Annotated in this window: 36 protein-coding genes and 3 pseudogenes; 8 read left to right on the plus strand and 31 right to left on the minus strand. The window is 37.5% G+C overall.

What is annotated here, in order from left to right:
- Nucleotides 1–576: 576 nt before the first annotated feature.
- From DMC01_RS15665 to rpmB, 6 genes and pseudogenes are all read right to left on the minus strand, one after another.
- The gene (locus tag DMC01_RS15665; protein WP_282432207.1) at nucleotides 577–708 is read right to left on the minus strand and encodes a hypothetical protein; all 132 of its coding nucleotides are present in this window, start codon (nucleotides 706–708) and stop codon (nucleotides 577–579) included.
- A gap of 218 nt (nucleotides 709–926) precedes the next feature.
- Nucleotides 927–1,061, minus strand: a complete 135-nt coding sequence (locus tag DMC01_RS15670) for a hypothetical protein (protein WP_282432208.1) — start codon at nucleotides 1,059–1,061, stop codon at nucleotides 927–929.
- Between the two features lie 67 nt (nucleotides 1,062–1,128).
- Entirely contained in the window at nucleotides 1,129–1,650 is a 522-nt protein-coding gene (locus DMC01_RS16325) for a CZB domain-containing protein (protein WP_427846084.1), read from the minus strand.
- Nucleotides 1,648–1,875 (minus strand): annotated as a pseudogene (locus DMC01_RS16330) (methyl-accepting chemotaxis protein); the annotation flags it as partial. The gene DMC01_RS16325 and the pseudogene DMC01_RS16330, both read right to left, overlap by 3 nt.
- Before the next feature lie 425 nt (nucleotides 1,876–2,300).
- Nucleotides 2,301–2,528, minus strand: a complete 228-nt coding sequence (locus DMC01_RS00815) for an HP1242/YdcH family protein (RefSeq protein ID WP_142692407.1) — start codon at nucleotides 2,526–2,528, stop codon at nucleotides 2,301–2,303.
- 100 nt (nucleotides 2,529–2,628) lie between these two features.
- Nucleotides 2,629–2,823: a 50S ribosomal protein L28 gene (gene rpmB / locus DMC01_RS00820; RefSeq protein ID WP_142692408.1), complete on the minus strand. Its 195-nt coding sequence runs from the start codon at nucleotides 2,821–2,823 to the stop codon at nucleotides 2,629–2,631.
- Between the two features lie 177 nt (nucleotides 2,824–3,000).
- Here rpmB and DMC01_RS13005 point away from each other — a divergent pair, with 177 nt between their 5' ends.
- From DMC01_RS13005 to DMC01_RS15680, 3 genes are read left to right on the plus strand one after another with little or no spacing between them, the layout of a single operon-like run.
- On the plus strand, nucleotides 3,001–3,141 hold the full coding sequence (locus tag DMC01_RS13005; protein ID WP_185908559.1) for a hypothetical protein: 141 nt from the start codon (nucleotides 3,001–3,003) through the stop codon (nucleotides 3,139–3,141).
- 11 nt (nucleotides 3,142–3,152) lie between these two features.
- A complete protein-coding gene (locus tag DMC01_RS15675; RefSeq protein ID WP_282432209.1) occupies nucleotides 3,153–3,281 on the plus strand; it encodes a hypothetical protein in 129 nt (42 codons plus the stop codon).
- A 1-nt stretch (nucleotide 3,282) separates the two neighbouring features.
- Nucleotides 3,283–3,408 carry a hypothetical protein gene (locus tag DMC01_RS15680; protein WP_282432210.1) on the plus strand — a complete coding sequence of 42 codons (126 nt, stop codon included), beginning with the start codon at nucleotides 3,283–3,285 and terminating at the stop codon, nucleotides 3,406–3,408.
- 22 nt (nucleotides 3,409–3,430) lie between these two features.
- Here the strand turns inward: DMC01_RS15680 and DMC01_RS15685 are convergent, their stop codons facing one another.
- Nucleotides 3,431–3,559: a hypothetical protein gene (locus tag DMC01_RS15685; protein WP_282432211.1), complete on the minus strand. Its 129-nt coding sequence runs from the start codon at nucleotides 3,557–3,559 to the stop codon at nucleotides 3,431–3,433.
- Between the two features lie 30 nt (nucleotides 3,560–3,589).
- On the opposite strand from DMC01_RS15685, the gene rpe reads away from it, so the two are divergent.
- Entirely contained in the window at nucleotides 3,590–4,237 is a 648-nt protein-coding gene (gene rpe / locus DMC01_RS00825) for a ribulose-phosphate 3-epimerase (protein ID WP_142692409.1), read from the plus strand.
- Nucleotides 4,234–5,028, plus strand: coding sequence for a 3'-5' exonuclease (locus DMC01_RS00830; RefSeq protein WP_142692410.1), 795 nt, complete (start codon nucleotides 4,234–4,236; stop codon nucleotides 5,026–5,028). The genes rpe and DMC01_RS00830 overlap by 4 nt, the downstream gene beginning before the upstream one ends.
- 261 nt (nucleotides 5,029–5,289) lie before the next feature.
- Here the strand turns inward: DMC01_RS00830 and DMC01_RS13010 are convergent, their stop codons facing one another.
- The 5 genes from DMC01_RS13010 to DMC01_RS00850 form a co-directional block, all read right to left on the minus strand.
- On the minus strand, nucleotides 5,290–5,466 hold the full coding sequence (locus tag DMC01_RS13010) for a hypothetical protein (RefSeq protein WP_185908561.1): 177 nt from the start codon (nucleotides 5,464–5,466) through the stop codon (nucleotides 5,290–5,292).
- 42 nt (nucleotides 5,467–5,508) lie between these two features.
- Complete coding sequence (locus DMC01_RS00835; protein WP_142692411.1) at nucleotides 5,509–5,709, minus strand: hypothetical protein; 201 nt, start codon at nucleotides 5,707–5,709, stop codon at nucleotides 5,509–5,511.
- A gap of 109 nt (nucleotides 5,710–5,818) precedes the next feature.
- Nucleotides 5,819–6,856 (minus strand): alginate O-acetyltransferase AlgX-related protein, encoded by a 1,038-nt coding sequence (locus DMC01_RS00840; RefSeq protein WP_185908563.1) that lies wholly within the window; start codon nucleotides 6,854–6,856, stop codon nucleotides 5,819–5,821.
- Nucleotides 6,801–7,085 carry a hypothetical protein gene (locus DMC01_RS00845; RefSeq protein WP_142692413.1) on the minus strand — a complete coding sequence of 95 codons (285 nt, stop codon included), beginning with the start codon at nucleotides 7,083–7,085 and terminating at the stop codon, nucleotides 6,801–6,803. Before DMC01_RS00845 ends, DMC01_RS00840 begins: the two co-directional genes overlap by 56 nt.
- A gap of 180 nt (nucleotides 7,086–7,265) precedes the next feature.
- On the minus strand, nucleotides 7,266–8,498 hold the full coding sequence (locus DMC01_RS00850; RefSeq protein WP_142692414.1) for a glutamate-5-semialdehyde dehydrogenase: 1,233 nt from the start codon (nucleotides 8,496–8,498) through the stop codon (nucleotides 7,266–7,268).
- Between the two features lie 65 nt (nucleotides 8,499–8,563).
- Between DMC01_RS00850 and DMC01_RS00855 the strand changes: the two genes are divergently transcribed.
- Nucleotides 8,564–9,502: an NAD(P)-binding domain-containing protein gene (locus DMC01_RS00855; protein ID WP_142692415.1), complete on the plus strand. Its 939-nt coding sequence runs from the start codon at nucleotides 8,564–8,566 to the stop codon at nucleotides 9,500–9,502.
- A gap of 454 nt (nucleotides 9,503–9,956) precedes the next feature.
- Here DMC01_RS00855 and DMC01_RS00860 read toward each other — a convergent pair whose 3' ends face one another.
- Both DMC01_RS00860 and DMC01_RS00865 read right to left on the minus strand, forming a co-directional pair.
- On the minus strand, nucleotides 9,957–12,161 hold the full coding sequence (locus DMC01_RS00860) for a heavy metal translocating P-type ATPase (RefSeq protein WP_142692416.1): 2,205 nt from the start codon (nucleotides 12,159–12,161) through the stop codon (nucleotides 9,957–9,959).
- Nucleotides 12,161–12,364, minus strand: coding sequence for a cation transporter (locus DMC01_RS00865; RefSeq protein ID WP_142692417.1), 204 nt, complete (start codon nucleotides 12,362–12,364; stop codon nucleotides 12,161–12,163). Before DMC01_RS00865 ends, DMC01_RS00860 begins: the two co-directional genes overlap by 1 nt.
- Before the next feature lie 163 nt (nucleotides 12,365–12,527).
- On the opposite strand from DMC01_RS00865, the gene DMC01_RS00870 reads away from it, so the two are divergent.
- Both DMC01_RS00870 and dapA read left to right on the plus strand, forming a co-directional pair.
- Complete coding sequence (locus DMC01_RS00870; protein ID WP_142692418.1) at nucleotides 12,528–13,775, plus strand: M16 family metallopeptidase; 1,248 nt, start codon at nucleotides 12,528–12,530, stop codon at nucleotides 13,773–13,775.
- Nucleotides 13,772–14,668: a 4-hydroxy-tetrahydrodipicolinate synthase gene (gene dapA / locus DMC01_RS00875; protein ID WP_142692419.1), complete on the plus strand. Its 897-nt coding sequence runs from the start codon at nucleotides 13,772–13,774 to the stop codon at nucleotides 14,666–14,668. The genes DMC01_RS00870 and dapA overlap by 4 nt, the downstream gene beginning before the upstream one ends.
- 363 nt (nucleotides 14,669–15,031) lie before the next feature.
- Here the strand turns inward: dapA and DMC01_RS16335 are convergent.
- The 17 genes and pseudogenes from DMC01_RS16335 to DMC01_RS00955 all read right to left on the minus strand — a co-directional run.
- A pseudogene (locus DMC01_RS16335) lies at nucleotides 15,032–15,553 on the minus strand (hypothetical protein); the annotation flags it as partial.
- A 103-nt stretch (nucleotides 15,554–15,656) separates the two neighbouring features.
- Nucleotides 15,657–16,952: a UDP-N-acetylmuramate--L-alanine ligase gene (gene murC, locus DMC01_RS00880; protein ID WP_142692420.1), complete on the minus strand. Its 1,296-nt coding sequence runs from the start codon at nucleotides 16,950–16,952 to the stop codon at nucleotides 15,657–15,659.
- Nucleotides 16,953–17,083: 131 nt separating this feature from the next.
- Entirely contained in the window at nucleotides 17,084–17,287 is a 204-nt protein-coding gene (locus DMC01_RS00885; protein WP_142692421.1) for a hypothetical protein, read from the minus strand.
- 275 nt (nucleotides 17,288–17,562) lie between these two features.
- Entirely contained in the window at nucleotides 17,563–18,351 is a 789-nt protein-coding gene (locus tag DMC01_RS00890) for a carbon-nitrogen hydrolase family protein (RefSeq protein ID WP_142692422.1), read from the minus strand.
- A pseudogene (xseB, locus tag DMC01_RS14635) lies at nucleotides 18,344–18,514 on the minus strand (exodeoxyribonuclease VII small subunit); the annotation flags it as partial. The pseudogene xseB and the gene DMC01_RS00890, both read right to left, overlap by 8 nt.
- A 317-nt stretch (nucleotides 18,515–18,831) precedes the next feature.
- Nucleotides 18,832–20,286: an IMP dehydrogenase gene (gene guaB, locus DMC01_RS00900; RefSeq protein WP_142692424.1), complete on the minus strand. Its 1,455-nt coding sequence runs from the start codon at nucleotides 20,284–20,286 to the stop codon at nucleotides 18,832–18,834.
- Nucleotides 20,283–21,938, minus strand: a complete 1,656-nt coding sequence (gene gatA / locus DMC01_RS00905) for an Asp-tRNA(Asn)/Glu-tRNA(Gln) amidotransferase subunit GatA (RefSeq protein ID WP_246058921.1) — start codon at nucleotides 21,936–21,938, stop codon at nucleotides 20,283–20,285. The genes guaB and gatA overlap by 4 nt, the downstream gene beginning before the upstream one ends.
- Nucleotides 21,939–21,949: 11 nt before the next feature.
- Nucleotides 21,950–22,210, minus strand: a complete 261-nt coding sequence (locus DMC01_RS00910; RefSeq protein ID WP_142692425.1) for a type II toxin-antitoxin system RelE family toxin — start codon at nucleotides 22,208–22,210, stop codon at nucleotides 21,950–21,952.
- Complete coding sequence (locus tag DMC01_RS00915) at nucleotides 22,200–22,430, minus strand: hypothetical protein (RefSeq protein ID WP_142692426.1); 231 nt, start codon at nucleotides 22,428–22,430, stop codon at nucleotides 22,200–22,202. Before DMC01_RS00915 ends, DMC01_RS00910 begins: the two co-directional genes overlap by 11 nt.
- 78 nt (nucleotides 22,431–22,508) lie before the next feature.
- On the minus strand, nucleotides 22,509–22,784 hold the full coding sequence (locus DMC01_RS00920) for a type II toxin-antitoxin system YafQ family toxin (RefSeq protein ID WP_142692427.1): 276 nt from the start codon (nucleotides 22,782–22,784) through the stop codon (nucleotides 22,509–22,511).
- Nucleotides 22,781–23,050: a hypothetical protein gene (locus DMC01_RS00925; RefSeq protein ID WP_142692428.1), complete on the minus strand. Its 270-nt coding sequence runs from the start codon at nucleotides 23,048–23,050 to the stop codon at nucleotides 22,781–22,783. Before DMC01_RS00925 ends, DMC01_RS00920 begins: the two co-directional genes overlap by 4 nt.
- A 78-nt stretch (nucleotides 23,051–23,128) precedes the next feature.
- Entirely contained in the window at nucleotides 23,129–23,386 is a 258-nt protein-coding gene (locus DMC01_RS00930) for a PDDEXK family nuclease (RefSeq protein ID WP_142692429.1), read from the minus strand.
- Entirely contained in the window at nucleotides 23,286–23,603 is a 318-nt protein-coding gene (locus DMC01_RS00935) for a hypothetical protein (RefSeq protein ID WP_142692430.1), read from the minus strand. The genes DMC01_RS00930 and DMC01_RS00935 overlap by 101 nt, the downstream gene beginning before the upstream one ends.
- Nucleotides 23,600–24,346, minus strand: coding sequence for a protein NO VEIN domain-containing protein (locus DMC01_RS00940; protein ID WP_142692431.1), 747 nt, complete (start codon nucleotides 24,344–24,346; stop codon nucleotides 23,600–23,602). Before DMC01_RS00940 ends, DMC01_RS00935 begins: the two co-directional genes overlap by 4 nt.
- Nucleotides 24,347–24,443: 97 nt before the next feature.
- Nucleotides 24,444–25,292, minus strand: coding sequence for an HNH endonuclease (locus tag DMC01_RS00945; protein WP_142692432.1), 849 nt, complete (start codon nucleotides 25,290–25,292; stop codon nucleotides 24,444–24,446).
- The gene (locus DMC01_RS00950; RefSeq protein ID WP_142692433.1) at nucleotides 25,285–25,473 is read right to left on the minus strand and encodes a hypothetical protein; all 189 of its coding nucleotides are present in this window, start codon (nucleotides 25,471–25,473) and stop codon (nucleotides 25,285–25,287) included. The genes DMC01_RS00945 and DMC01_RS00950 overlap by 8 nt, the downstream gene beginning before the upstream one ends.
- Before the next feature lie 93 nt (nucleotides 25,474–25,566).
- Nucleotides 25,567–25,812 carry a hypothetical protein gene (locus tag DMC01_RS00955; protein WP_142692434.1) on the minus strand — a complete coding sequence of 82 codons (246 nt, stop codon included), beginning with the start codon at nucleotides 25,810–25,812 and terminating at the stop codon, nucleotides 25,567–25,569.
- Between the last annotated feature and the right edge of the window lie 130 nt (nucleotides 25,813–25,942).

Genomic DNA, 25,942 nt, shown 5'->3' on the forward strand with positions numbered 1-25,942 from the left:
ATAAAAATAACTCTCATCAACTTCTATGAATTTTTGAAATATTTTTTGCATTCTTTAAGAGTTAAGTTTCTAAGTTACTTAAACATCTTAGATAAAAAATTATGTGAAATATGACAAACTTTTGCAATTTTTATGGCTTTAATATCGAGGCAGAAATACTTAAGATACCTTTAAAATTGAGCCTCTGAAAATTCTTAAACCATTAATATACTTGTTTGTCACCTTGTAAATCATAACTTAAAGTTATTTTATTAGAGCTTAGGTTAGATTGAGCCTAAACTTATCAAGATTTTCTCTTATCAACTTTAATAAATTTTGATGAAACTTTGTTCCTAAACATTTTCGTATTAATTTGCTTTGAGCGAAAGACAAAATTTTTATATCTTAAATTTAGTTAAACAAACTTTCGCAAACTTTTGCTTTGAATTTGCAAGAACACAAAAAATCATAATTTCATTGATATAGTTTCGCCCTTTTGCAAAATCGTTTTTGTTGTGTTTAACCATATAATGAGCTTTTGTTCCTTCTTGCAAAGTTGCAAGACACATAATACGAAGTAAAAATCTACCAAACCATCTAAACTTTCGAGCTGTCGCCGTAGATATCGCATTCGTTAAGCTCTAAAAGTCCCTTATAATAGGCAGTAATTCTTTGTCCAAGCAATGTTTGACAACCTACATATAAAATCGTGCGATTTTGCTTTAACATCGCTTCTCGTAAAGGGGCTAGAGCGTAGCACGAAGCAAAAATACAAATGTTTTCTTGTAAGTCTCACACCCATGCATTCTGCACACTCTATAAATCACTTCTGCTTACAGTTGCTAACGCAAGGGAAACAAAAAGTAGCCCTCATCAACTTTCAATATCAGCACTCAAAGACTTTTCCACACTCTTTGGCGATTAAAATGTAAATTTTTTTGAAAATTTCACACAAACTCTGCTCTTAAATTTGACAAAGCCCAGCGTCTTTTTGCCTCTAAATCAAGCCTTCTTGCAAAGTTGCCAGTATAACAACGCAAACAATACTTCAAAACCTCACTTATATTTAGCGAAATTTGCAAAGAAAGCTTTATTTTTTAATAGGCTTTAAATTCAAAACCCTTTGTTCTAAGTGCAATTAAGTCAGCCTTATGATTTAGTTTCTTTGGGCTCTTGCTTTTCTTCTTTTTTAAGGGCTGCCAAGCTCTCATCTAAGCCACTTTCCTTTCTAGCTATGGCTATCATATCCTTAAATACACCAAAAAGCTTAGAAGAAGCTTCCTCTGTAGCCTTACATTTATCAAGTATGGTTTTGTTATTTGCTTCACTTTCTGCTGTAGCAGCTATAGCCACAGCCTCGTTCATATTTTCATGCACCTTTTGATGTGGATCATTTATCTGAGAAAAGGCTAGGTTGCCACCAAAGATCCTCTTTCCATCCCCAGCTACCCATTTTCCAAGACGGCAACTAAAATGATCGCTTAGTTGTTTGCCAGATCTAGCAAAGATCTCTTTGTAGCCATTTAGTTTAAAGGCGACATGATCAAGCTTTACTAATGAAACAAAGGTTTCAGATACTATGGCTGAGGAGTTTAGATTGCTAGCGTGGGCTTGTTCTTTCATCTTGTTAAAATGATCCAAAAACTCGCCAATATGCTCACTAGAACTCATAGAAACCTTCTCAACTTGCTCGCTTTGAGAGGTCATTTCGTTTGCATTTTGTTTGAGTAAATTTATATTCATCTCTACCTCAGAGGTAGCCTTTTGAGTTTTTTCAGCAAGCTTTCTAACCTCATCAGCCACCACAGCAAAGCCTCGTCCATGCTCACCCGCCCTTGCAGCCTCAATGGCAGCGTTTAATGCCAAAAGATTGATTTGATCTGAAACTGCCTTGATTAGATCGATAACATTTGATATATCCTCAACGCTTTTGTGTAAATTTGTAGCTGTGTCTCTTGATTTATTGGCTGATTCTATGATGTCGCTAAGTGATGAATTAATGGAGTTTGTAATCTCGCTAAGACCGTTCATAGATTCAATAGCAGAATTTGAAAAATCAGATATGGTTCTTGCTTGATTTACATTCTCATTCATATCGCCTTGAACTATGGCTATGTTTTCTAAAACGCCGTTTAAAAGTGTTGTAAGTAGTTGAGTTTGTAAGCCTTTTTGCACCTCGCATTGATTTAAGCCATCGGCTTGTTCTTTAAGCTTGGCATTTTCTGCCTTAAGCTGGGAAACTTGAAGTCTAAGGCTTTGTATTTCTTGGTTTGTATTTGCTGCCCCATTTGAAGTGTTTTTATTAAAACCAAACATAAGCCCTATCCTTTTTTCTCTTTTTTATATCCAGCCAAGTATGCACCAAGCTCCTCTTTAATGTGTAATTTTTCCTTTTTTAGCCTTGTTATTTCAAGATCATCCAAATAAAGCCTACCCTCTTCTGCATCCTTTATCTTATCATCAAGCTCATTATGCTTTTCAAACAAGCTATCAAAGCGTCCATCCTTGCCCTTAAGCTCTGTCATCAAATCCCTATATTCGTGCCACATACTCAGTCCTTAAAAATTAAAATTGATACAAATTATAGCTAAAAAATGCCAAAAATTAACAAAAATTTAAAAAATATTATTTTTGTATAGCTACAAAAAACTAGCGAGAATTATTTTTTCTCATCGTTCTTAAAGTGGAGGCTGCTATTCTTATCTTTTTGCTTGTGCCATCTTCAAGAGTGATGCGAACTGTGCGAAGATTTGGTAAGAAACGTTTTTTTCTTTTGTTGTTTGCGTGGCTGACATTGTTGCCTACTAGTGGTGCCTTGCCTGTGATTTGACAAATTCTTGACATACTGTTTCCTTTGAATTTAAAATAAAAAAGCATTTTAGCAAAATAAATTAAAATTTTAAAGCTTTTATGAAATTTTTATGAATTTTTGCTTAAAATTTGATTTTTGAAGTGGCTTTGTGAATTTAAATTTCGACAAAGTGTGCTTTAAATTCAAGTAAAGCCTGAATTTTTTATAGATTGCCACGAATTTGCTACGCAAATTCTCGCAATGACGGCGTGAAAATTCAAGCAAAGTCTGAATTTATGGATTTTTTCTTAATGTCTCACTCGCAACTGCAAACAGACATCACGATTTTACTTCGTAAAATCTCGCAATGACGGCGTGGGCGTTGCTTTATAAATACCACCCCACCCAACGGGTTGCAAGGTGCAAGCTGAAGCAAAACCCACTCCGCAAGGGAGAGGGCTTAATGGACGAAGTCCGTTTAAATTCAAGCGAAAGCCTGAATTTTTTATAGATTGCCACGAATTTGCTACGCAAATTCTCGCAATGACAATGTGGTGGGCGTTGCTTTAAAACAACCCACCCCCAAACCCCCTCCGCAAGGGAGGGGGCTTAATGGACGAAGTGCGTTTTTGCTATGAAAAAATGCGAATTTGCAAGAATTTAAACAAAAGATGACAAGGCGAAGTATTTGAGATGAAGTTCGTGGGTTGTGAAGCTAAAATCGAACAAGGCTAGGCGATGCAACCTGCCGCCGTGAGATTTTAGCGAACTTCCGCGAAATTCGCTCAAAGACAAGCCGTCAAAAGAAAGGAACAAAAAATGTATGTTGCCCCTAGCTTATTATCCGCCAACTTCTTAAATTTAGAACAAGAAATCACCGCCATCAGCGAGGCTGGAGCGGATTTACTTCACATAGATGTGATGGATGGGCATTTTGTGCCCAATTTAACCTTTGGACCCTGTGTGATTAAGGACCTTAAAAATATAAGCAAACTCCCCTTGGATGTGCATTTAATGGTAAATGAGCCTAGCAAAATCGCAAGGCTCTTTTTGCCCTTAAAGCCTAAATTTTTAAGCTTTCATATAGAAGGCGAAGCCCATCCCATAAGGCTTTGCGAGTTTTTGCGAAAAGAGGGTATAAATGCTGGCATAGTTTTAAACCCTCACACGCCCATTTCAAGCCTTGTTCATTTACTTGAATTTGTGGATTTGGTGCTTTTAATGAGCGTAAATCCGGGCTTTTCAGGGCAAAGCTTCTTGCCCCTAGTAATAGACAAGGTTAAAGAGTTAAGGCAGCTAATAGACAAAAAAAACGCAAAGGTATTCATAGAGGTCGATGGGGGCATAAATGGCTTAAATGCTAGCTCTTTAAACGAAGCAGGGGCTGATATACTCGTAGCTGGCAGCTATATCTTTGGCTCAAAGGACTACAAATCAGCGATTTCATCTTTAAAGTTTGAGCTTTGAGCCAGCAACAAATCGATAGCCTAATAAGCGAGTTAGCAAAGCAAAGTATGCCCTATGAGTGTTTTGAGCAAGAATTTAGCAAGATTGAGGAATTTGAGCTTATAGACTTTGATTTAGATAATGTCAGGCTTTTGGGGCTTAATGTTTGCTTGAATTCAAAAAATGAGATATGTCTAAAAAGTAAAAGCACGAAGATCAAAGATGAGAGCTTTTGTGTCGTGGATATAGAAAGCACGGGCAGCATTAAAAACGGGCAAATCATTGAAATAGGGGCAGTTCGCATACAAAATGGCAAGGAAATTGCCAAATTTGAAAGTCTTGTTCGTGCAAGTGAGGTGCCTGACAACATCAGCGAGCTAACAGGAATTAGCACGGCTATGCTTGAAAATGCGCCACACCTGCCCTCGGTGCTTAATGAATTTAGACTTTTTTTAAAAGATAGTATCTTTGTAGCTCATAATGTGGGCTTTGACTATGGCTTTATCTCGGCATCTCTTAATAAATGTGGCTTTGGAGTGCTTTTAAATCAACGTCTTTGCACCATAAACCTTGCACGCCGCCTCTTGCCAAGTGCGAGATACTCCCTTTCTACACTCAAAGAGCTTTTAGGCATACAAAGCACGCACCACAGAGCCCTAGCAGACGCAAGAGCAGCCGCACAGATAATGCTGCACTGCTTCTCAAAGCTACCCTTTTACATAAAAAATACGCAGGATTTGCTAAATTTCAGTAAAAGCTCTTTAAAAGAACGCAAAAAGAAAGGTGAGGGTGTTTTGAAAGAAGGTGAATGAAAATTATATAAGAGCAAATCTTTGCAAATTTTCTAAAATGCTAAAAAATTCAAGGCTTTATAATTATACTTGATGAGTTAGCAAGACTTATTTAGGGTATAAAATTTTAGGATCAAGATACTTTAAATAGGATTTTGGCTTATCAATTTTAATAAATTTTGATAAAAATTTTGTCCTGAATTTTTCGTCTTAATTTCGTTTCTTTTAAATGAAGGATTAAATTTTCTTTTTTAATTCTACAAAATTTAGCAAATTTAAAATTCACATAGCCCCTTCTACTACGCAGTTGCAAAACGAGTAAGACGAAGCAAAAAAGTTCTCTATTTCGTTTATATGGCTTCGTCTGTTTGCAAACTCGAATTTGGCGTGTTTTACCCTATAATGTGCCTTTGTTCCTTCTACTACACTGTTGCGAGTGAGATAAAACAAAAAATTCACCAAGCCTTCATAAGCTTTAAAACTTTTCTATAAATTTTACCTTCATTCAAGCCCTGCAAAGTCCTTTACAATAACTAGAAACTCTTTTGCCAAGCACTGTTTTAGCATTTGTGTGTAAACGCATTCGTTGCATTTTAGCATTCTTTCTTGAAAAGAACGAGTGCGTAGCAAGAAGTAAAAAATAACACAAAATTTTCCTAAATTTCTTTTAAGACAGTTTGCAAACGACACTTTGTTTTTCATAGGCTCTAACTAAAAACCCCTTGATTTAAGTTTCATTGAGTCAAAATCTTATTGTAAAACAAGCTTTTAGTTGAGAGAGAATGCAAATTTTTCACAAGGCACAAAAAATTCAAAGCCTTAGATCGCTCCAGCCATTGTAAAAGATCTCAGTTATCTTAGTGCTTGTCCAATTCCCAAATACTATTTGTTTGCATCTTTTATATATTTCTTTTTTACTCTCAACCGTAGAACTTCGCACAAAAGAACCCGTCAAAAAGCTTATGCAAATGACTATTTTGTGCTTTTTGCACTCAGCATAAGCTTCTTGGTCGAATTTATCCTCAGCATTTTCAAAGATAAGTTTTCTACCCAAATAATCAATCTCTTGCCCCAAATAATACGCAAGATTAGAGGCTATGCCCGTTGCCTTGTAGTGAAAACCTTGCAGATTACAGTCTCCAAAAATGCCTATGTCGTTGTTTGTGTCTGCGATTTTATATGGCAAAAGCTCATAGGCTTTGATAAGCTCTTGCACCCTATTTACACCAGCTAAATTATGACTTATATAGGGCTTATCGTCCTTGTAAATCTTGCTTCTTAGGCACATTCTTGTCTCACCGTTATTATTTGTATAACTTAATTTTTGTGTAAAATTTGCCCTAGTTTTACCCTCAAAAATACTAGTATCTTTAATGTAATTAGCTACGGTTTTAGCCACTAACTCGCAGCCACTTGTGGATATATTGTGTCCAAAGCGAAAAAGATTTTTGTCTTTATTTTGCATAAAAATGGGATAAAAATCAAGCACTTCAACCTTTGATTCTAAAAGCTTCAAGGTCATTTTGCGAAACTGCGGTGCTGTTGGAGCGTCCTTGATAAAAAATCTCTCATCCACAGCGTATTCAGGATAGATCATACCCTTTAAGGGCAAGGACACATAGATAAGTCGGCATCCGCTTTCAGCGAGCTTGTCGCTTAAAATTTTAATATGCTCATAAGGATAGCGAAGTTGAATTTTTGTAGCTTTGTTTAAGGATAGAATTTTATTTAAAAATGAGATTTTATTTGAAGTTGAAGTTTTATTTAAAGGCGAGGTCTGATTTAAGGGTGAATCACCCCCCCCCCCCCCCCAAATTCCAAGAAGCTCTTTTAAAATCAAAAGGGGCAAAATAAGCTACACTGTGATGATCTAGCAAATCTCCTGTTGAAATTCTACTTAGCTTTGGGATAAAAAGTTTATCAAAAAAGCTGTATTTATAGAATTTTCTAAGCTCATTTCTAAACTTTTGTAGCCTTTCATACTGGGTTTTAAAATCTCCAAATTCTCTTACCTCAGCCTTAATTTGTTCGATCTGCTTTTGACGAATTTGTTCTATTATTTCTGCCTTTGCTTTCATTACTTTTTCCTTAATTTATAAATCTTTCTAAATTTAAAAATGCCAAATTCAAAGGCAAATTCGCAAAAAATTCAGCAAATTGGCTGAATTTAAAACAAAAATTCAAGGCAAAGGCTGAATTTAAAAAAATTTAGCAAAACTTGACACATTTTGCTGAATTTAAGAAAAAATTTAGCCCTTTTAGCCCCTAATCTGTCCCTCGCCGCTGATAAGATATTTATAGGTGCAAAGTTCTCTAAGTCCCATAGGACCGCGGGCGTGAAGCTTACTTGTAGAAATGCCAACCTCAGCCCCAAAGCCAAACTCACCTCCATCGCAAAAGCGAGTTGAGGCATTGACAAACACGCAAGCTGAATTTACCTGCCTTTGAAAAAGGGCGATATTTGCGGCATCATTTGATAGTATGGCATCTGAATGAGCCGAGCCATAGGCATTTATATGCTCTATAGCCTCGCTGATGCTTGAAACTTGCTTGATGGAGAGCTTATAATCAAGCCATTCTGTGGAGTAATCCTCGCTCGTAGCCTTGTGAAGTGTGAGTTTAGTGTCCTTTAAAAGCTTAGAACTTTCCTCATCTGCGTAAAGTTCAAGCTTGTTTTTTTCAAACTCATCTTTAAGCAAGGAAAAAAGCTCTTTTGCTATGTTTTTATGCACTAGCAAACTCTCTAAAGCATTGCAAACGCTTACTCTTTGGCATTTTGCGTTTATGATGATAGCCACAGCTTGTCTTAAATTCACACTCTCATCTACAAAGATATGACACAGACCCTTGTCGTGCTTGATTAGCGGGATTTTACTCTTGCTTTCAATCTCCGCTATCATAGCAGAGCTACCCCTTGGCACAAGGATGTCTATTAAATCATTCATCTTTAAAAGCTCGTCTAGCTCGGCTCTTTCGCTCATCATCAAAAAGCAAGTATCTAAATCATAGTCTTTTAAGATAGCCTTAACGCAGTCAAATATAGCAAAATTCGTGTTTTTAGCCTCACTACCTCCCTTTAAAATGCCCCCATTTGAGCTTTTCAAAAGCAAGGCTATAAGCTCAGCACTAATTGCAGGTCGTGCTTCATAAATCACGCACACCACGCCCAAGGGCACGGCAACCTTTTCAATTTTAAGTCCTGCATAATTTATCCAGCCCTCCAAAACCCTACCAACAGGATCCTCCAAAAGAGCGATTTGTCTTAAACTAGCACAAAGGGCATTAAGCCTCTTTTCATTTAGCAAGAGCCTATCTTTTAAAGCCTCGCTCTTTGTAAAACTTGCTAAATCCCTTTCATTAGCCTTTAAAATAGCCTCTTTGTCCTTAAATAAGGCTTCTGCTAAACGCAAGATAATTTCTTCTTTGTCTTTGGGGCTTAAATTTAGTAATTTTTTAGTATTTTTTTTAAGTTTTTCTAAACTTTGCCTCATTCTTAATCCTTGATTAACGAATTTTTTATTAAATTATACACAAAAAATTCAAAAAAAGGCTAAATATGAAAAAAGTTGATTTGCTTGTTGTAGGTGCTGGACCTGCTGGCATAGGTGCTGCTGTGGAGGGCAAGATAGCTGGTAAAGAGGTCGTGCTACTTGAAAAGGGGGCTGAAATTTGCCAAACCCTGAGGGTGTTTTACAAGGACGGCAAGAGGGTTGATAAGGCTTACAAGGGACACGACAGCAACAATCTAGGACATATCCCCTTTGAGGATGGCACGAAAGAAAGCACCCTGCAAACCTTGCAAGAGGCTCTAAATACCCACGGTATCACGCCTGAGCTTAGCTGCGAGGTGGAAAGTGTCAAAAAACAAGGCGAGAGCTTCATAGTAAGCACCGCTAAAGCAAGCTTTGAGTGCAAAAATATCATCGTAGCCATCGGCAGAATGGGCAAACCAAACAAGCCAAGCTACAAATTACCAAGCTCTTTAAACAAAATCATAAACTACAACGCCAACTCCGTGCAAGCAAATGAGAAGATCCTCGTTGTAGGTGGTGGAAATTCAGCCGCTGAGTATGCGGTGGATTTATCAAGCACTTGCAAAATCACGCTTTGTTATAGAAAAGCTAGCTTTACTAGGCTAAATGACACGAATTTAAAGGACATTGAGGAGGCTGGAAAGTCAGGCAAGGTGGCACTCAAACTTGGAGTAGATATAAACGAGGTTTTGGATGAGGGTGGCAAGGCAAAGGTGCTTTTTAACGATGGCACGCAAGATATTTACGATAGAATTATCTATGCCATAGGAGGCTCAACCCCTGTGGATTTCTTGCAAAAATGTGGCATAACTGTCGATGAACAAGGCATTCCTAGCTTTGATGAGAACAAGCAAAGCAATGTCAAGGGCATCTTCGTAGCAGGAGACATAGCCACAAAAAACGGAGCAAGCATAATAGTAGGCTTAAACGATGGGGTTAAGATAATAAGATCTCTAAGTTAAATTTAGCTTTTTTAAATTGCCCCTTGTGTGATTTAAAACTCTTTTAAAGCTTAAATTTAAGCTCTTTTAAACAAGGGTGCATTTAAATACACCTTAAAATTAAAACAAACAGTTAGGCTACATTCATAAATTTAAGCTTTGTCAAAGAGCTTGAATTTAAACTCTTGCTAAAACATATGAAAAAATTCTAAATTAAATGGGGAAGTAAAAACTGTTAAAAGTTATTTTATGTCTCGCTTTATTTACAACTGCAAAGAATTTACGCAAAGCACAAACAAAGTTAAAATAAGCAACAAGATGTGTAACTCACTCAAAAGAAACAAATTTTAAATAAAGCAAAAAAACAAAATTTATATAAAATCTTGTCAAAAATGATAAAAGCTAAGCCGCTTAAATTTAATCTAAATTAAATCTAGCCTAAACTCATCAAATTCTAGCCTTTAAAAGAATGCGTTTATAATTTTCTACGAAGCCTTAATGAATTTAACACCACGGCTATGGATGAAAAGCACATTGCAAGGGCTGCTAGGTGTGGGGTTAGGACGAAATTTGACAAAGCTAGCGCCCACGCACTAGCACTTTGTGTGCCAACAAGGCTTGATAAAAGGCTAGTAAAGGCATCCCAACTAGCCAAAAGGCTTGGCAAACCAGCTGCCACAGGTATGCAGCAAAGATTATAAAAAAAAGCCCACAAAAGATTTTGCTTGATGATGGCAAAGCTTTTTTGAGAGAGCTTAAAGGCATAAGAAATGGCATTTAAATCATCTTTCATTAGCACAAAGTCCCCAGCTCCCTTTGCTAGGGTGCTGCCTGCGTTCATAGCAAAGCTCACATTTGCAAGGCTTAAAGCCGCTGCGTCATTTATGCCATCACCTACAAAGACGCAAACGCCCTTTTTTTGATACTCTTTAAGCAAGTTTAGCTTATCTTGTGGGCTTAAATTTGCCTTAAATTCAGCTATATTGAGTGCCTTTGCTACCAAGCTAACGCTTTTTTCATTATCCCCACTTAAAATAACCGTCTTTTTGCCCCTTGAATGCAAGAAATCAACGAGCTTTTTAGCCTCTTTGCGAAGCTCATTTGCCAAGCACACAACGCCTAGACACTCTTTATCCTTGGCAAAATACACCACCACAGGTGCTTGCTCTGAATTTTTAAAGATGAAATCCTTGTGTTCTTTACTTACAACTATATCATTTTCCCTTAAAAGTGCCTCATTTCCTGCCAAATACACGCCCTCTTTGCTCTTAAAGCAAAGTCCCCTCGCTGCTATGCTTTCTAGCTCGCCCTCTAAGGCTGAATTCATAGCCTTTTTAGCACTTAAAGCCCTTGCTATGGGGTGAGAATTTAAGGCTTCAAGCTCGCATAAAAGCTCAAAATCGCTTTCTTTGAGATTGTGCGAAAAGACGGTTAAATCCTCATTGCTCAAAGTGCCTGTTTTATCGAAGATGAAAAAATCCCCCCTACGCAAAAGCTCCAAAGAGGCGGGATTTTTAATAAGCACGAAATGTTTTGTGGCATTTGATATGGCTAGCACAAGGGCTATGGGCGTAGCAAGCCCCAAGGCACAAGGACAAGAGATAAGCAAAACCGCACTAGCGTGCAAAAAGGCTGAATTTAGCCCCTGATTTAGCACCCAAAACACAAAGACGCCGAGTGCAAAAAGCAAGATACCCCCCACAAAATAAGCAGAAATTTTATCCACTAGCCTTGCAATAGGCATTTTGGCATTACTAGCCTTGAAAATCATATCTTTGATTACTTCTAACTTGCTATCCATAGCGTTTTTAGTGGCTTTTATAACAAGCATTCCGCTGATAATCACAGCTCCTGCTTCCATCTCATCATCTTTTTGCCTAATAACAGGGACAAATTCCCCATTTAAAAAGCTTAAATCCACCTCAGCCCTACCCTCAACGACCACCCCATCGACACTCAGACTTTCTCCATCTCTTACAAGCACTATATCACCAGCCTTTACAAAGGATGAGGGAAGTTCTTTAAATTCTCCGCTTTCATCCTTGACACGAGACATTTTAATGTCAAGGCTTAAAAGCGAGTTTTCATAGCTTTTTGCCTTAAATTTCGCACCTTCTTCTAAGAACTTACCCAAAAGCACGAAGGATATAATCATACTTGCCTCGGCAAAATACAAATGCCCCTCAAAGACCCCAAAAAAAGCCAAAAAAGAGTAAAAAATGGCACAAAAGCTACCCAAAGAAACAAGGGTATTCATATCAAGGCTTTTATGCAAAAGCCCAGCAAAAGCCCTTAAATAAAAGTCTCGTCCGCAGTAAAATACACCCACACAGCCTAAAATAAGCTGTAAAAGAGAGGAATTATGAGCAAAGCTCATCAAAGCCATAGCCACAGCACTTATGATTATGCTTAAAATGAGGTTGTAGCGAAGTTTGAGTAGTTCTTTTTGCTTAAATTCAGCTATGTTTTCATTATCTTGTAAAATTTCATAGCCCAAAGCCTTGATTTTCTTTTCTAACTCGCCTTTTAAGCTTAAATCATCAACGAGAAAGACCCCGCTAGAATTCACATAAGAAACGCTAGCATTTTGCACGCCTTGTATCTTTCTAGCTATCTTTTCAACGGCATTTGAGCAATTTACGCAGCTCATCTTGCCTATTTTAAGGCGAAGCTCTTGCATTAAAGCTCTTTTATGATGGCGAAATTTAAATCTTTTAGGCTTTCTTTAAGCTCACTAATTTTAGCCTCATTTATGTCAAGGCTAATCACCCTAGGCTCAACGCTTAAATCCACCTGAATTTCACCAAAGTCCTCTTTGAGCGAGTTTTTGATTAAATTCGCACAGTTTTCGCATTTGACATTTTGCACTTGAAATTTTCGCATTTTGTGTCCTTAAATTTAGATAAAATATATCTTTAATTTTAGCTAAAATTTTTATTTTGTTTGCAAATTTTTGTAATATTTTGCTAAAAATTCACACAAAAGCCTCAATTATTTTTAAAAAATTCAAACAAAAAAGGTAAAATTAAAATAAAAAGGATAAAAAATGATAAGCTACGAAAAAGAGGTTCTTAAAAACAAATTTGAGGTTTATGCTTGTCCTGTGAATTTAAAAAGCGGGGTGATTAGCGTTGATATTTTTTATAAGGTTGGTTCGCGTAATGAAAAAATGGGCAAAAGCGGGCTAGCTCATATGTTGGAGCATTTAAATTTCAAAAGCACGAAGAATTTAAAGGCTGGTGAATTTGATGAGATAGTCAAGGGCTTTGGGGGCGTGGATAATGCTAGCACGGGCTTTGATTACACGCATTATTTCATAAAATGCTCCAAAGAGAGTTTGGATAAGGCTTTGTGGCTTTTTGCTGAGATGATGCAAAATTTAAGTTTGAAGGATGAGGAATTTCAGCCTGAGCGAAATGTGGTGCTTGAAGAAAGAAGGTGGCGAACGGACAATAATCCGCTTGGATACTTGTATTTTAGGCTTTTTAACAATGCCTTTTTATACCATCCCTACCACTGGACACCCATAGGCTTTTTCAAGGACATTGAAAGCTGGAAGATAGAGGATTTGCGTGAATTTCACTCAACTTTTTATCAGCCTAAAAATGCCTTTTTGATGGTAAGTGGGGACATAAGTCCAAGTGAGGTATTTGAGGGGGCTAGAAGGCATTTTGAGGGCATTAAAAATGGCAAAAAGATTCCAAAACTTCACGAAAAAGAGCCAAAACAAGACGGTGCCAAAAGGGTAGAGTTACACAAGCAAACAGACACCGAGCTTTTCGCACTTGCTTATAAAATTCCAAGCTTTAAACACAAGGACATACCTGCTTTAAGTGCATTGAGCGAGCTTTTAGGAAGTGGGAAAAGTAGCCTTTTGCAAGAAATTCTTGTGGATAAATTAGGGCTTATCAATGAATTTTACGCCTTTTGTAATGAGAGCATTGATGAGAATTTGTTTATTTTTATTTGTGTTTGTAATGTTGGAGTTAAGGCTGAGAGCGTTGAAAAAGAACTTTTAAGGATTTTAGAGCGTATAAAGGCTGGAAAAATCAGCACCAAAGACTTGCAAAAGATTAAAAACCGCGTTAAAAGCGACTTTATCTTTTCTTTAAACACCGCAAGTAGCGTTTCTAGCATATATGGAGACTACATAGCAAAGGGGGATTTAAGCCCGCTTTTAGAGTATGAAGAAAAGGTTGAAGCCCTTGAAATATCGCACCTTCAAGCTTGTGCGAAGTGCTATTTTACGCCGAAAAACTCAACAACCATTATCTTAAGAAAGGATAAAAAATGAATCAAACCGTCATCATAGGTGCTATGACAGCCCTAGTTACGCCCTTTAAGAGTGGCAAACTTGACGAGCAAAGCTACGAAAGGCTCATTAAAAGGCAAATCAAGCAGGGCATAGACGCTGTAAGCCCTGTGGGAACGACAGGCGAGAGTGCTACGCTTACTCACGAGGAACACCGCCGCTGTATAGAAATAGCCGTTGCAACTTGCAAAGGCACAGATGTCAAGGTGCTAGCAGGGGCTGGTTCTAACGCCACTCACGAGGCTGTAGAGCTTGCGAAGTTTGCTCAAAAATGCGGAGCAAACGGGGTTTTGGTAGTAGCTCCCTACTACAACAAGCCAAGCCAAGAGGGCTTGTATCAGCACTACAAGGAAATAGCGGCAAGTATCGATATACCCTTGCTCTTATACAATGTCCCAGGACGCACAGCTTGCGACATAGCCACTGACACAGCCATAAGGCTTTTCAAGGACTGCAAGAACATTTACGGAGTAAAGGAAGCTAGCGGAAGCATCGATAAATGCGTGGATTTACTAGCACACGAAGCGAGAATGGCTGTAATTAGTGGCGATGATGCGATAAACTACCCCATTTTATCAAACGGAGGCAAGGGCGTCATCTCTGTGAGTGCGAATTTACTGCCTGATATGATAGCAAAGCTCGTTCATTTAGCCTTAAATGAGCATTATAAAGAGGCAAAAGCCATAAATGACGAGCTTTACAACATAAACAAGGTGCTTTTTTGCGAAAGCAACCCCATACCCATCAAGGCTGCTATGTTTATGAGTGGGCTGCTTCAAAGCCTTGAATACCGCTTGCCACTCGTTGCACCAAGCAAAGAATCGATGAAAAAGATTGAGGAAGTGTTGAAGCAGTATGAGGTGGTAGGGTTTTAGAATTTTTTGAAGTTTGTTGTTAAAGGCAACGTCCACCACGCCGTCATTGCGAGATTTGACGAAGTCAAATCGTGGCAATCCACAAATTCACAAGGCTTGACTCGGCTTTGGGCTATAAATCGCTTTTAACAAACTTCGGCAGACCGCATTCGCTGTTAGTCTAGCCTTCGCCTTGCATAAGCACTTTTTCATCGAAAATCCTGTGCCTTAAATTTAAATTCACGGAAAATTCAGGCTTTTGTCGTGAATTTTCTTTGCGTTTTTAGGTGAATTTGTGAATTTAGCCTAAAAAAGCGTGAATTTTCGCTTTGGCATTGTATATGAATTTTTGCATTAAAAAGCGTTAATTTTCGTTTAAAAACCTTGCAAAATAAGGCTTTGATAAAGTGTGTCGCTTTTTACATAGTAGAGATTTTGGGTTTTGTAAAAAAGGGCGGTGTCTTTTGAGTTGCTATAAATCTTGGCGTAGATATTTTTATACATAGGCGTGTCGGTAAAAAAGGGCGTGCCTGTGTCGTTTGCTGTCAAAAAGGTGTGAGCTTGTTGTAAAGCTCGTTTTTCTCGGCGTTTATGTTTTTGACAAGGCTTGAAAATGTGTCTTTGTCGGTGCTTTGCGTTGAATTTAAGGGTATGTTTTTATCAATATTTGCACTTTGCATTATAGCTGAAAGCTCGTTTTTATAAGAGCTTGTGCTTTGCATTGTAACTTCGTCAAAAAGCTCTTGGATTTTTGCTTCAAACCTCTTTTTTACCTCGCCAAAATACTCGCTTTTAATGCCTAAAAGATTGTTAAACCGCTTTTTGCGGCATTGATGAAAATCCTTGATTTTAACACCCAAAACAAAGGCTTTCTAACTTCTCGTAAAATGCCTTTTTGTAGTCCATTTATCTACCTTGAATTTTGATTTAATATTGTAGTAAAAATTACCAACGGTTTCATTAAAATATCCTCAAATGCCCAAAATTTACTCAACTTCACAGGCAAATCTCAGCCCTCAACTCCCCTTAGCTTCTCACTAATCTCCCCTGCTCCAAAGCCTATGATTAAGCCCTCATCATAAACCCTGCCCTCATCATCTACCAAAACCTCGCCTATTCGTTTGATATTTTTCACAAAGATAGCCTTTTTAAAGTGTTTTGCTAAGTCTATTTCTATTTTTTCCTCGCCTGCTGCATACACGGGCAAGATTACAAGGCTATCAACCCCCTTAAAAGCAGCCTTGAAATGCTCTAAATTCGCTACAAGCCTTGTGTAGCGGTGAGGCTCAAAGATAGCTGTGATTTTTGTATAACCTGCTAGCCTTGCATAGTCCTTTGCCGCACTTAAAGTAGCTTCAATCTCTGTTGGATGATGTCCGTAATCATCGATGATGGCGTGCTTTTTATCCGCTAACAAAATGTCAAAACGCTTTTTAATGCCTCGATAGTTTTCAAGCCGCACACGAAGCTCATCAACGCCCTTAAATTCTAAAGCAGCCAAAATAGCCAAAGATGCGTCAATAGCTAGGTGATAACCCATCCCCAAAACACTGAATTTTCCATAGTTTTTAAGCTCAAAGCTCACATAGGGCTTGTAGTCCTTGACACTAACAGCGTAATTTTTTATGTCCTTGCTTGGAAAAAGCCTTGTAGCGTTGATATTTAGGGCTTTTAAAAACTCATCCTCTCCGTTTATGATGCGAATTTTTGCCTGCCTTAAAAAGCTCTCATAAGCCTTGTGAAGTTTATTTATATCGTTTTTATAAAAGTCTAAATGCTCAGCCTCAGCGTTTGTAACTATGGCTAGATGAGGGTTTGCGTTTAAAAAAGAGCTATCAGACTCGTCTGCTTCAAAGATGAGCTTGTCGCTTTCCTTGTAAATCATATTTGAGCCAAATTCCTTTAAAATCGCCCCTATAATCACGCTTGCCTCATTCATAAGGCTTGCCAAAATGCTTGAAGTGGTGCTTTTTCCGTGAGCACCAGCTACGGCAAAAACTTGCTTATCTTGCAAGATTAAGGGCAGGGCTTCCTTGCGTGAGAGGGTTTGAATTTTAAGCCTTTTTGCCTCTTTAAACTCGACATTTTGAGCCTTTATGGCGGCGGAGTAAATGACTAGGTCCTTGCCCTTGACATTTTTTGCCAAATGAGGAATTTGCACCACTATGCCCTCATTTTCAAGCTCTTTTGTAATCTTGCTTTCCCTTAAATCGCTACCGCTAATGTCGTAACCTTTTTCCTTTAAAAAGCGAGCAAGGGCTGAAATGCCTATGCCGCCTATGCCGATGAAGTGAATTTTTTTCAAGTTTTGTCCTTTTTTGAAAAGTTAAATTTTATGGCGAAAAAATTTATAAAAATTACATATTTTTTTAAGCAAATGTTTAAAGTTAAAATTCAGGCAAAGCCTAAATTATGGATTGCCACGCCCCCACTTTGTCAAGGCTCGCAATGACGAAATGCCGTAAAATTCACAAAAACATTTAAATAAAAGTTAAAATTTAGGCAAAGCCTAATTTTACCCACCCCCAAACCCCCTCCGCAAGGGAGGGGGCTTTGATAAAAATTCACGCTTTGCGTGAATTTTAGTAAATAATTTAAAAATTCCATTTTAAAAACGCTAAAATAAAAGCGAAAATTCACACTTGTGTGAATTTTCCGTTAAATTAAATTCAAGGTGCAGTATTTCGAGTTAGAAAATGATTTTTGCGAACGCAGACTAGACTAAAGGTAGCGGTCTGTCAAGTTCGCAAAAATTATTTTATAACCGAAAGACGAACCAAGCCGAATTTAAAAATCCCACAAACCAAACTAAATTTCACTCAACACTCCCAAATTCAAAATAAAAATTCAAGCAAATTCAATTCAATAAAAACTCAAAATTCAAGCCAAATTCACAATCCGCACAAAAATTAAATCTATAAATCAAAGTTTTTGATAATCCTCTCAAATCCCCAAGTTTTCTTTGCTTCATTTGCCCTTGGCACATCAATAATTAGCATTTCCTCTTTTTCGCTCAAAGCCTCTTTAATTTGCCCAAAGGCATCCACAAAAAAGCTATCTCCATAAAACTCCCAAGCCTCATCCTCGCTTTTTGCAAAGCCGATACGATTTACACGCAAAATCGCAGTTGAGCTTAAAAAAGCACGGGTTTTTAAAAGCTCACGCCATCTTTGCTGGGAAAAAAAGGTGTTCGCACAAGGCATTAAAATTATGTCAAGTTTTTTTTGCAAAACAAGCTGCCAAAGTGCGTCAAAATGAGCCTCAAAGCCAAAAAGCACAGCACATTTTAAGCCCTCGTAAGCAAAGCTAAAAAGCCTAAGTTTTGTGGCTTTATTTGCAAAAAAAGCAGCCTCATTCCAGTGGGCATAGGGCATTAGAATTTGTTGTTCGTAGGCTTTAATCTCAGTGGGGCTAATTTTCAAACAAAGCTTTTTAAAGCCTGATTTTTCCACGCTTACATAGGGAGCAATTATAGTAAGCTCATACTTTTTAGCAAGTGCGGTCAAACTAGCCTTTTTACTCTCGCTTTGTTCTTTGATAAGCTGTTTTGACATAGCACAAAGCTCGGTAAAAAAGCTATTTATGACATATTCTCCAAGCACAACAAGGCTAGCACCGCTATCCTTACACGCTTTTAGGTAATAATCAAGCCTCGCATCGCTTAATGGCAGGGTTGGAAGCTGTAGGGCTGCTATCTTACTCATCGATTTGCTCTATTTCTAGCTTGGCTTTTTCAAGCTCGTTTCTAGCGTTTTGGATAAATTTAAGCCCTGCTTTGTAAATTTTAACGCTCTCATCAAGGCTTAAATCCTTGTCATTTAGCCTTTGCAAGGCTTCATTTGCTCTTTTTAAATTTAGCTCGAAACTTTGTGAGCTTTCCCCACTTTTAGCTGAATTTTTAGCCTTTTGATTAAATTCTTGTGAATTTAAACCTGCCTCGCTCTCATTTTGCAAATGCGAATTTGCATCTAAACTTGCCTCGCTGTTACTTTGTGAATTTGTGTTTTGTGGGTTTGAATTCTTTGAGTTTTGCTTTAAATTCAGGGCTTTTTCATTTAAATTTTGTGAATTCTCATCTTGTGAATTTGCGTCTTGTGAATTTTCGTCAAATTCTTGTGAATTCCCATTTAAATCTTGAGAATCCTCGTTTAAATCCTCGAAATTCAAGCTATCTGTCTTATCTTTCATTGATTAACCTTATAATTTGGTGCTTCTTGGGTTATGGTTACATCGTGGACATGGCTTTCTTTGAGACCAGCACTTGTAATCTCAACAAATTCAGCCTTTTCTTGAAAATGCGCTATGTCTCTTGCGCCCACATAGCCCATAGCCGAGCGAAGTCCGCCAAGTAGTTGATGTACCACACTTGCAAGGCTTCCCACATAAGGCACCCTCCCTTCTATGCCCTCAGGCACGAGCTTTTCGCCAGCTGTGCCTTCTTGAAAATATCTATCCGAGCTTCCCCTTTGCATAGCAGCCAAGCTTCCCATACCCCTGTAACTCTTATACTGCCTACCTTGCACGCTAAAAAGCTGCCCAGGGCTCTCATCTGTGCCTGCTAAAAGAGAGCCTATCATTACGGTATTTGCCCCTGCTGCTATGGCTTTGGCTATGTCTCCTGAGTATTTTATACCCCCATCGGCTATAACAGGCACCTTAAATTCACGCGCAGCCTCAGCACAGTCGTCAATGGCTGAGATTTGCGGCACGCCCATACCCGAGATAATGCGAGTAGTGCAAATGCTACCTGGTCCCATTCCTACCTTGATAGCATCTGCTCCTGCCTTGCAAAGTGCTACGGTAGCTTCTTTTGTGGCGACATTTCCTGCGATTAGTTCTGTGTTTGGAAATGCTTTTTTAAGCTCTTTTATGGTGTCAATGACATTTTTTGAATGCCCGTGGGCACTGTCAAGCACTAAAACATCAACATCTGCTTCTATTAAAGCTCTTGCTCTTTCAAGCTGCCCTACGCCTATGGCAGCACCCACTCGAAGTCTGCCGTAATCATCCTTGCTAGCATTTGGAAATTCCTTGCGTTTTTTTAAGTCCTTTATGGTGATAAGCCCCTCTAAATGCCCATCCTCGCTGATAATAGGCAATTTTTCAATTTTATTTTTAAAAAAAATCTTTTCAGCATCATCTAAAGTGCAGCCCTTGTGTGCGGTGATTAGCGGAGGCTTTGTCATCACATTTTCTACCAAATTTTCTAAATTACTCTCAAAACGCAAATCGCGATTTGTAAGTATGCCTATGAGTTTTTTATCATTATCAACCACAGGAACACCTGAGATATGATACTCATCCATAAGCTCTAATGCCTCACGCACCCTTGCTTTAGCACCCACAAAGATGGGGTCTATGATGACACCGCTTTCGCTTTTTTTCACCCTTTTTACTTCCTTTGCTTGAAAAGCAGCGTCCATATTTTTGTGTATGATGCCTATGCCACCAAGCCTTGCCATCATTATGGCAGCTCTATGTTCTGTAACCGTGTCCATAGCCGCTGAGATTAAGGGCATATTAAGGCTAATGCTTTTTGTAAGCTTGGTGCAAATATCCACCTGCTTTGGTAGCACCTCCGAATAAGCAGGTAACAACAACACATCCTCAAAGGTCAAAGCCCTTTTAACTATCCTCATCTTGCCCTCCCATCTTTAATAATCTTTTCTAGGCTCAAAGCCCCATCAAGCAAGCTTTGCTCATCATAAGCCTTGCAAACTAGCTGAGCTGAGACATTTAAGCCATTTTGCGTTTTAGCCACAGGCACACTTATGCCTCCAAGTCCTGCTAAATTCACCGAAATTGTAAAAACATCCTCTAAATACATCTGCATAGGGCTTTTAAAGGCATCAAAGTCAAAGGCAGTTGTCGGGGTTACTGGCATAAAGATTAAATCACACTCGCTTAAAATTTCATTATACTTTTGCTTAATCAAAGCCCTAGCTTTCGTGGCTTTAATGTAGTAAGCATCATAATACCCACTACTTAAAACAAAGCAGCCTAGCATTATGCGTCTTTTTACCTCATCCCCAAAGCCCTCGCTTCTTGAATTCACATATAAATCTTTTAAGTTAGCTGAATTTTCACTCCTTCTGCCATAACGCACCCCATCATAACGGCTTAAATTCGCACTTGCCTCAGCGGTTGCGATTATGTAATAAGCTGCAATGTCAAATTTGCTATCTTGCAAGCTCTTGTAAATGATTTTATGTCCTGCGTTTTCTAAGATTTCAATGCTTTTTAAAAGTGCGTTTCTCACCTCATCGCTACACTGTTCTACATAGTTTTTAATCACGGCTATGGTTAATTTGCGGTTTTCATTGAGCTTGGGGGCGGTTTTTTCGTAAATTATATTTGCACTCGTGCTGTCCTTTTCATCATAAGCTGAGATGGCATCATAAAGAATGGCTGCGTCTTCGACATTTTGCGTTAAAACGCCGATTTGATCTAAGCTTGATGAATAAGCCGCTACCCCATAACGGCTAATGCGACCGTAACTTGGCTTAAAGCCCACACAGCCACAAAAAGCAGCAGGCTGGCGGACAGAGCCTCCCGTGTCTGTGCCAAGTGCGGCAAGGGCTAGCTTTGCGGCAACTGCTACCGCAGAGCCTCCGCTTGAGCCTCCGGGGACCTTTGAATTATCAAGTGGATTAAGCGTTTTGCCATAAAAAGAACTTGCTGTGGTGCTTCCCATAGCAAATTCATCCATATTACACCGTCCAAAGGGAGCAAAACCAGCCTTTTTTAAATTCACAATGGCAGTAGCATCATAAGGGGCGACATAGCCTTGCAAAATCTTACTAGCACAAGTTAGCTCCCAGCCCTTGACACTGATATTATCCTTGATGGCGATGGGGATTCCTATGTGGTGTGAATTTTCGCATTTGTTGCTTGAATTTGCCTTTAAATGTGCTGAATTTTCGCCGAATTTGTCATTTTGACTTGAATTTTGGCTCTTTTGTGAGCTTTGTGAATTTTTAGCCTCTGCGTGTGAATTTGTTGAATTTTGGCTGTCCTTGTCATTTTGAGTCTTCATAGAAAGCGAAGAATCCACGCTTAAATTTACAGTTTCTTTGCCATTTATGGATTCTTCGCTAGGCTCCAAATGACAACTTTGTGAATTTTGGCTTGAATTTGCCTCACTTTCAAAATCTAAATCGCTCAAAGGCTTGTTTAAAAACTGCTCCACAAAAGCACCTAAATGCCTTTGTGCTTTGGCTCTTTCATTTAGCTCTTTTTTAAGTTCTTTAAGCTCGTTTTGGCTTAATTTTAATGCTTCTTTTAAAGTCATTTTTCTTCCTTTCATTTATATACAGCTCCACGAGAGTCCGCCTTGTATGCGTAAATAAGGATTTGAGTCTCGATAATCTCATACAAAAAGCGGTATTTACCAAGTCTTAAACGGTATTTACTCGCCTCGCCCTTGAGCTTGCTTATATCAAGGTCGTTTTGATATGGATTTTTAGCAATTTGCTCAAAAGAGCTTAAAATTCTAGCCCTCAAATCTCTGTGCTTATCTAAGAATTTTTCAAAATCCTTGCTATATATTATTTTATAAGTCATACTTTTTTTTAAGCTCCTCGTGGCTTACGGTTTCGCCTCTTTCTAGGTCTCTTCTAGCCCTTATCCACGCTTCACGGTCAGCCTTGCTTTCCTTAACTTCCCTAAACACTCGCTTTTTATCAAAGCCTTGCTTGCTCACATTTTTAACACCTTTTAAAAGCTTAATAGCATTTATAATTTGCTTTGTGTTTTGTTTACTTATTTCTACTTCTAAGATCATCTTATCCCCCTTGCTGTTTTATAAAGTTCGTTTTTGGCTTAATTTTAATGCTTCTTTTAAGCTTATTTTAATCCTTTCTTAAAATAATTCACTATGTGAGCCTAGTGCAATGCAAGTTAAAAGTAAAATTTGCTCTTGTTTTTTGTAGATTAGCAACAAATTTGGTCTTAGATGGCATTCTCTAAATCCTAAATAATCACCTGTTAGTTTATGATCCTTGTATTTTGGCTCTAAACTTTCATCATTTGCCAATCTTTTAATGATACTTTTTGCCAAGTCAATGCTTTTTTGATCATTTTGCAATTTTTTAAGTCCTTTTTTGAATTCTTTGGAGTATTTTATTTGATATTTCATTTTAAAAGATCTCTAAACAACTCATCCATATCACTGTAAGATTTGTATTTATGTGGATTTTTCTCCATATCCCTTGCTTCAAGTAGCCATTTTTTAGGCTTTATACCCTCTTTAATTGGTTCATTTTTACGCTTTTTTATCTTTGTCTTAATAACTTGCTCGCCTTTTAAACTAAGCTCGCTCACGCTTTTAACGCCTTTTAAGAGCTTGATGGCGTTTATAATTTGCTTTATGTTTTGTTTGCTTATTTCTACTTCTAAGATCATCTTATCCCCTTTGCTGTTTTATAAAGCTTATTTTGGTTTAATTTTAATGCTTCTTTTAAGCTTATTTTAACCTTTCATTTATTTTGCAAAAATTTCCAAAGGATTAAGTTTAAATTGCAACATTTTCGCATTCTCTCGCCCGCCGTCTCCGCCTTTTCGCTGAATGGTAATCTTGCCAAGCCTTAAATTTCCTTGCTTTGTAAGGCTGATTTCGCCTCCATAAAAATTTATCGCCTCATTCATAGCCACAATTTCCCATTTTAAGCCATTGTTTTTTAGGTTTAAAATCCACAATTTCCACTCCATAATCAAGCTCTTTATTAGCGTAAGCCTCATTGGCCATATTTTCAAGCTCAATTAAGCTCAAAGCCAAAAGCTCTTTTTCGTGCTGCTTTTCGCTTATATAATCCCAGCTCACGCCATATCCCACAAGATAAGTGGCTAGTTTTTTTCTCTTTATCTCCAAAGCCTCATTATAATTTTTACACAAATTCATCTCAAGCATTTTAAAAACACCATCATAATTGCACCAAAGCATTACACCGTAACTCATACTTGCCCCTGATACAAAAAACTTTTTTGCTCCAAAAGTTTTAAATTCAAAGTTTTAATGGGATTAAAAAATAATACTTCATTTGGCTTTTCTTTTAAATTTTTAACTACAAAAAGGCAGTATTGTTTTTGTAATTTTGTAGCTATTTTGTGTTCTTTTTCGCTGAGTAAAAATGAGCCTTTGTTTTCGCTTAAACCCTTAACCTCCACGCAAAAAAACTCTATTTCATTTTCAAGTTTAAAATCAAAGCCACAGCCAAGTTCTCTTGTGTCTGTTAGCTTAAAATTCACAAAATGTCTTTTGAAATTCTCTTTAAAATAGCCCTCCGCCGCCTTGCCTGTGGAAATTCTTTGCAAAAAGCCCCTGTCTTTTTCATCTTTTATCTCATCCTCAACAAGTGCTAAAATCTGCTTTTGCAAGGCGTAGTTTTTAACAAAAAAACTAGAAATTAAATCCGCAAAATCATTTAAATTTAAATCCTTAAATTCGTCAAAAACAGCCTTGCAATACCCCCTCATAGCCCTTCCTTGCCAACCCTTTCTTGCATTGTCAAAATACGGGTCAAACTCATCTCGGTAGTTTTTGATATTCATAGCCTTTGCTTCAAGGGCGTAGCCTAGCACATTAAAAGCCTCGATAAAACCGCTAAAACCAAGCGTTTTCAAGCCCAAAGTATCAAATTTGGCTAGAAAAAGTCCGCAAAGTATGAGCTTATCTCGGTTTTTAATGTGAATTTTAGGCATTCAACTTCCTTTTGTTGTTTTTGCTTAAATTCAATGCTTCTTTTGCGTTCATTTTATAAGCCCTTTTTGCTATCAACATAAATTGTGCCTTTATCTTTCATAAATGTAATTCCTTGACATTGTTTTCGTTTAAACTATCAATGATTTGAAATACCTTAAATTTTTCTTTATTAAAGGCTACTTCTCTAAGCCAACCATTTTCGTCAAATTTTTGCCAAAGATGAGCGTAGGTAAATTGAGCGTGAGTGTTCGCACTTACTACGAGTAAATTTTTGAAGTGATTGCCTAATTTCGCATCAATGTGATGAAGTTCAAAATAAGGCTTATTGTTTTTCATCAAAAAGCTAAAATTACTCACTTGACATTTGCCCTTGTATAAGCTCAAAAGCATGAGCCTCATAGAAGTAGGCACGGTTTCGTTTTTGGACTTTGTGCTAATTTTAGCCTTGCGTCTTGTTTGTATTTGAGTTTTAGATAAGCGGACAAATTCATTTTTAATAAGCTCGTCTTTTGAAATTTCAGCAAGGCTTTTTACCTTGCTTAAATTTTTGTTAAAATCTATCTCACTTTGTGAATTTTCTAATCCTTTTAAGTCTTGTAAAATCCTTTCTTTAAAGAATTTTTCGCTTAAAAGTTTAAATTTTTTATCATCAATTTTAATCAAAACAAGCTCGTCATCGCTTTGAATGTTAAAATGTTTATAAAATTCAGACAAACCGCCTATCCTACACTCTCTACTACTACTTTCATAGGGCGTAAAATTCACCTCTTTGCTTGCGTTATTTTGCATAGTGATAAAAATTTTACACTTTTTGTTAGGAAAAAGATGAAGCAAACTTACAGGAATAGCAAGTAAGCCCTTGTCAATCCTACTTTTAGTGAGCTTAATGGTTGTATAATTAAGTGGCATATCGCTTGGGATAATTTTTACATTTTCTTTAATCATCTTTAGCACTTTCTAAAATTTCTGCCTCGTCAGCCTCTTTGAAAGGCTCTAATTGTAACATTATTTCATTTTGATCAATTTCTAAATTACGAGCCTTTAAAACCGCCTCATCCTCATTTTCAGCCTCAACTTCATAGCTACAAAATGAGCTATAAAAAATGCGAACCTTGAATTTTTTCACTTCTTAACCCCCTTGATAAAGCCCAAAAGCACTAAAAAAACTATGCCTATGATGGCTAGTGTGGCAAAGATTACGCTTAAAGGCAGTGGCTCGCTAAACATTTTTTATCCTTGTAAAAGCGTGAATTTTTCTTTTAAATTCATAGCCTTGTTTAAATTGTTTAAAAAATTCAAAGCAAAAAAGCCTTGAATTTTGTGAATTTCTCATTTTAAATTCACAAAATCCTTGAATTTTTTCACAAAAATTCAGCAAAAATTTAAATAAATTCACAGTCAAAAAAGCTACAAAAAGCTCACGCAAATTCTTTGAATTTTTTAGCCAAAAAGTGCGATTTTTCACTTTAAATTCATAGCCTTGTTTAATTTTTATCTCTTTTATAAACAAGTATCGAAATTTCTCTTTATGAACGAAGCAAACTGTTTTACAAAAGAGATTTTTCGCTTTCTTACGAAAGCTCAAAATGACAAGC

It is taken from the genome of Campylobacter troglodytis (assembly GCF_006864425.1).
Classification (GTDB): Bacteria; Campylobacterota; Campylobacteria; order Campylobacterales; family Campylobacteraceae; genus Campylobacter_D; species Campylobacter_D troglodytis.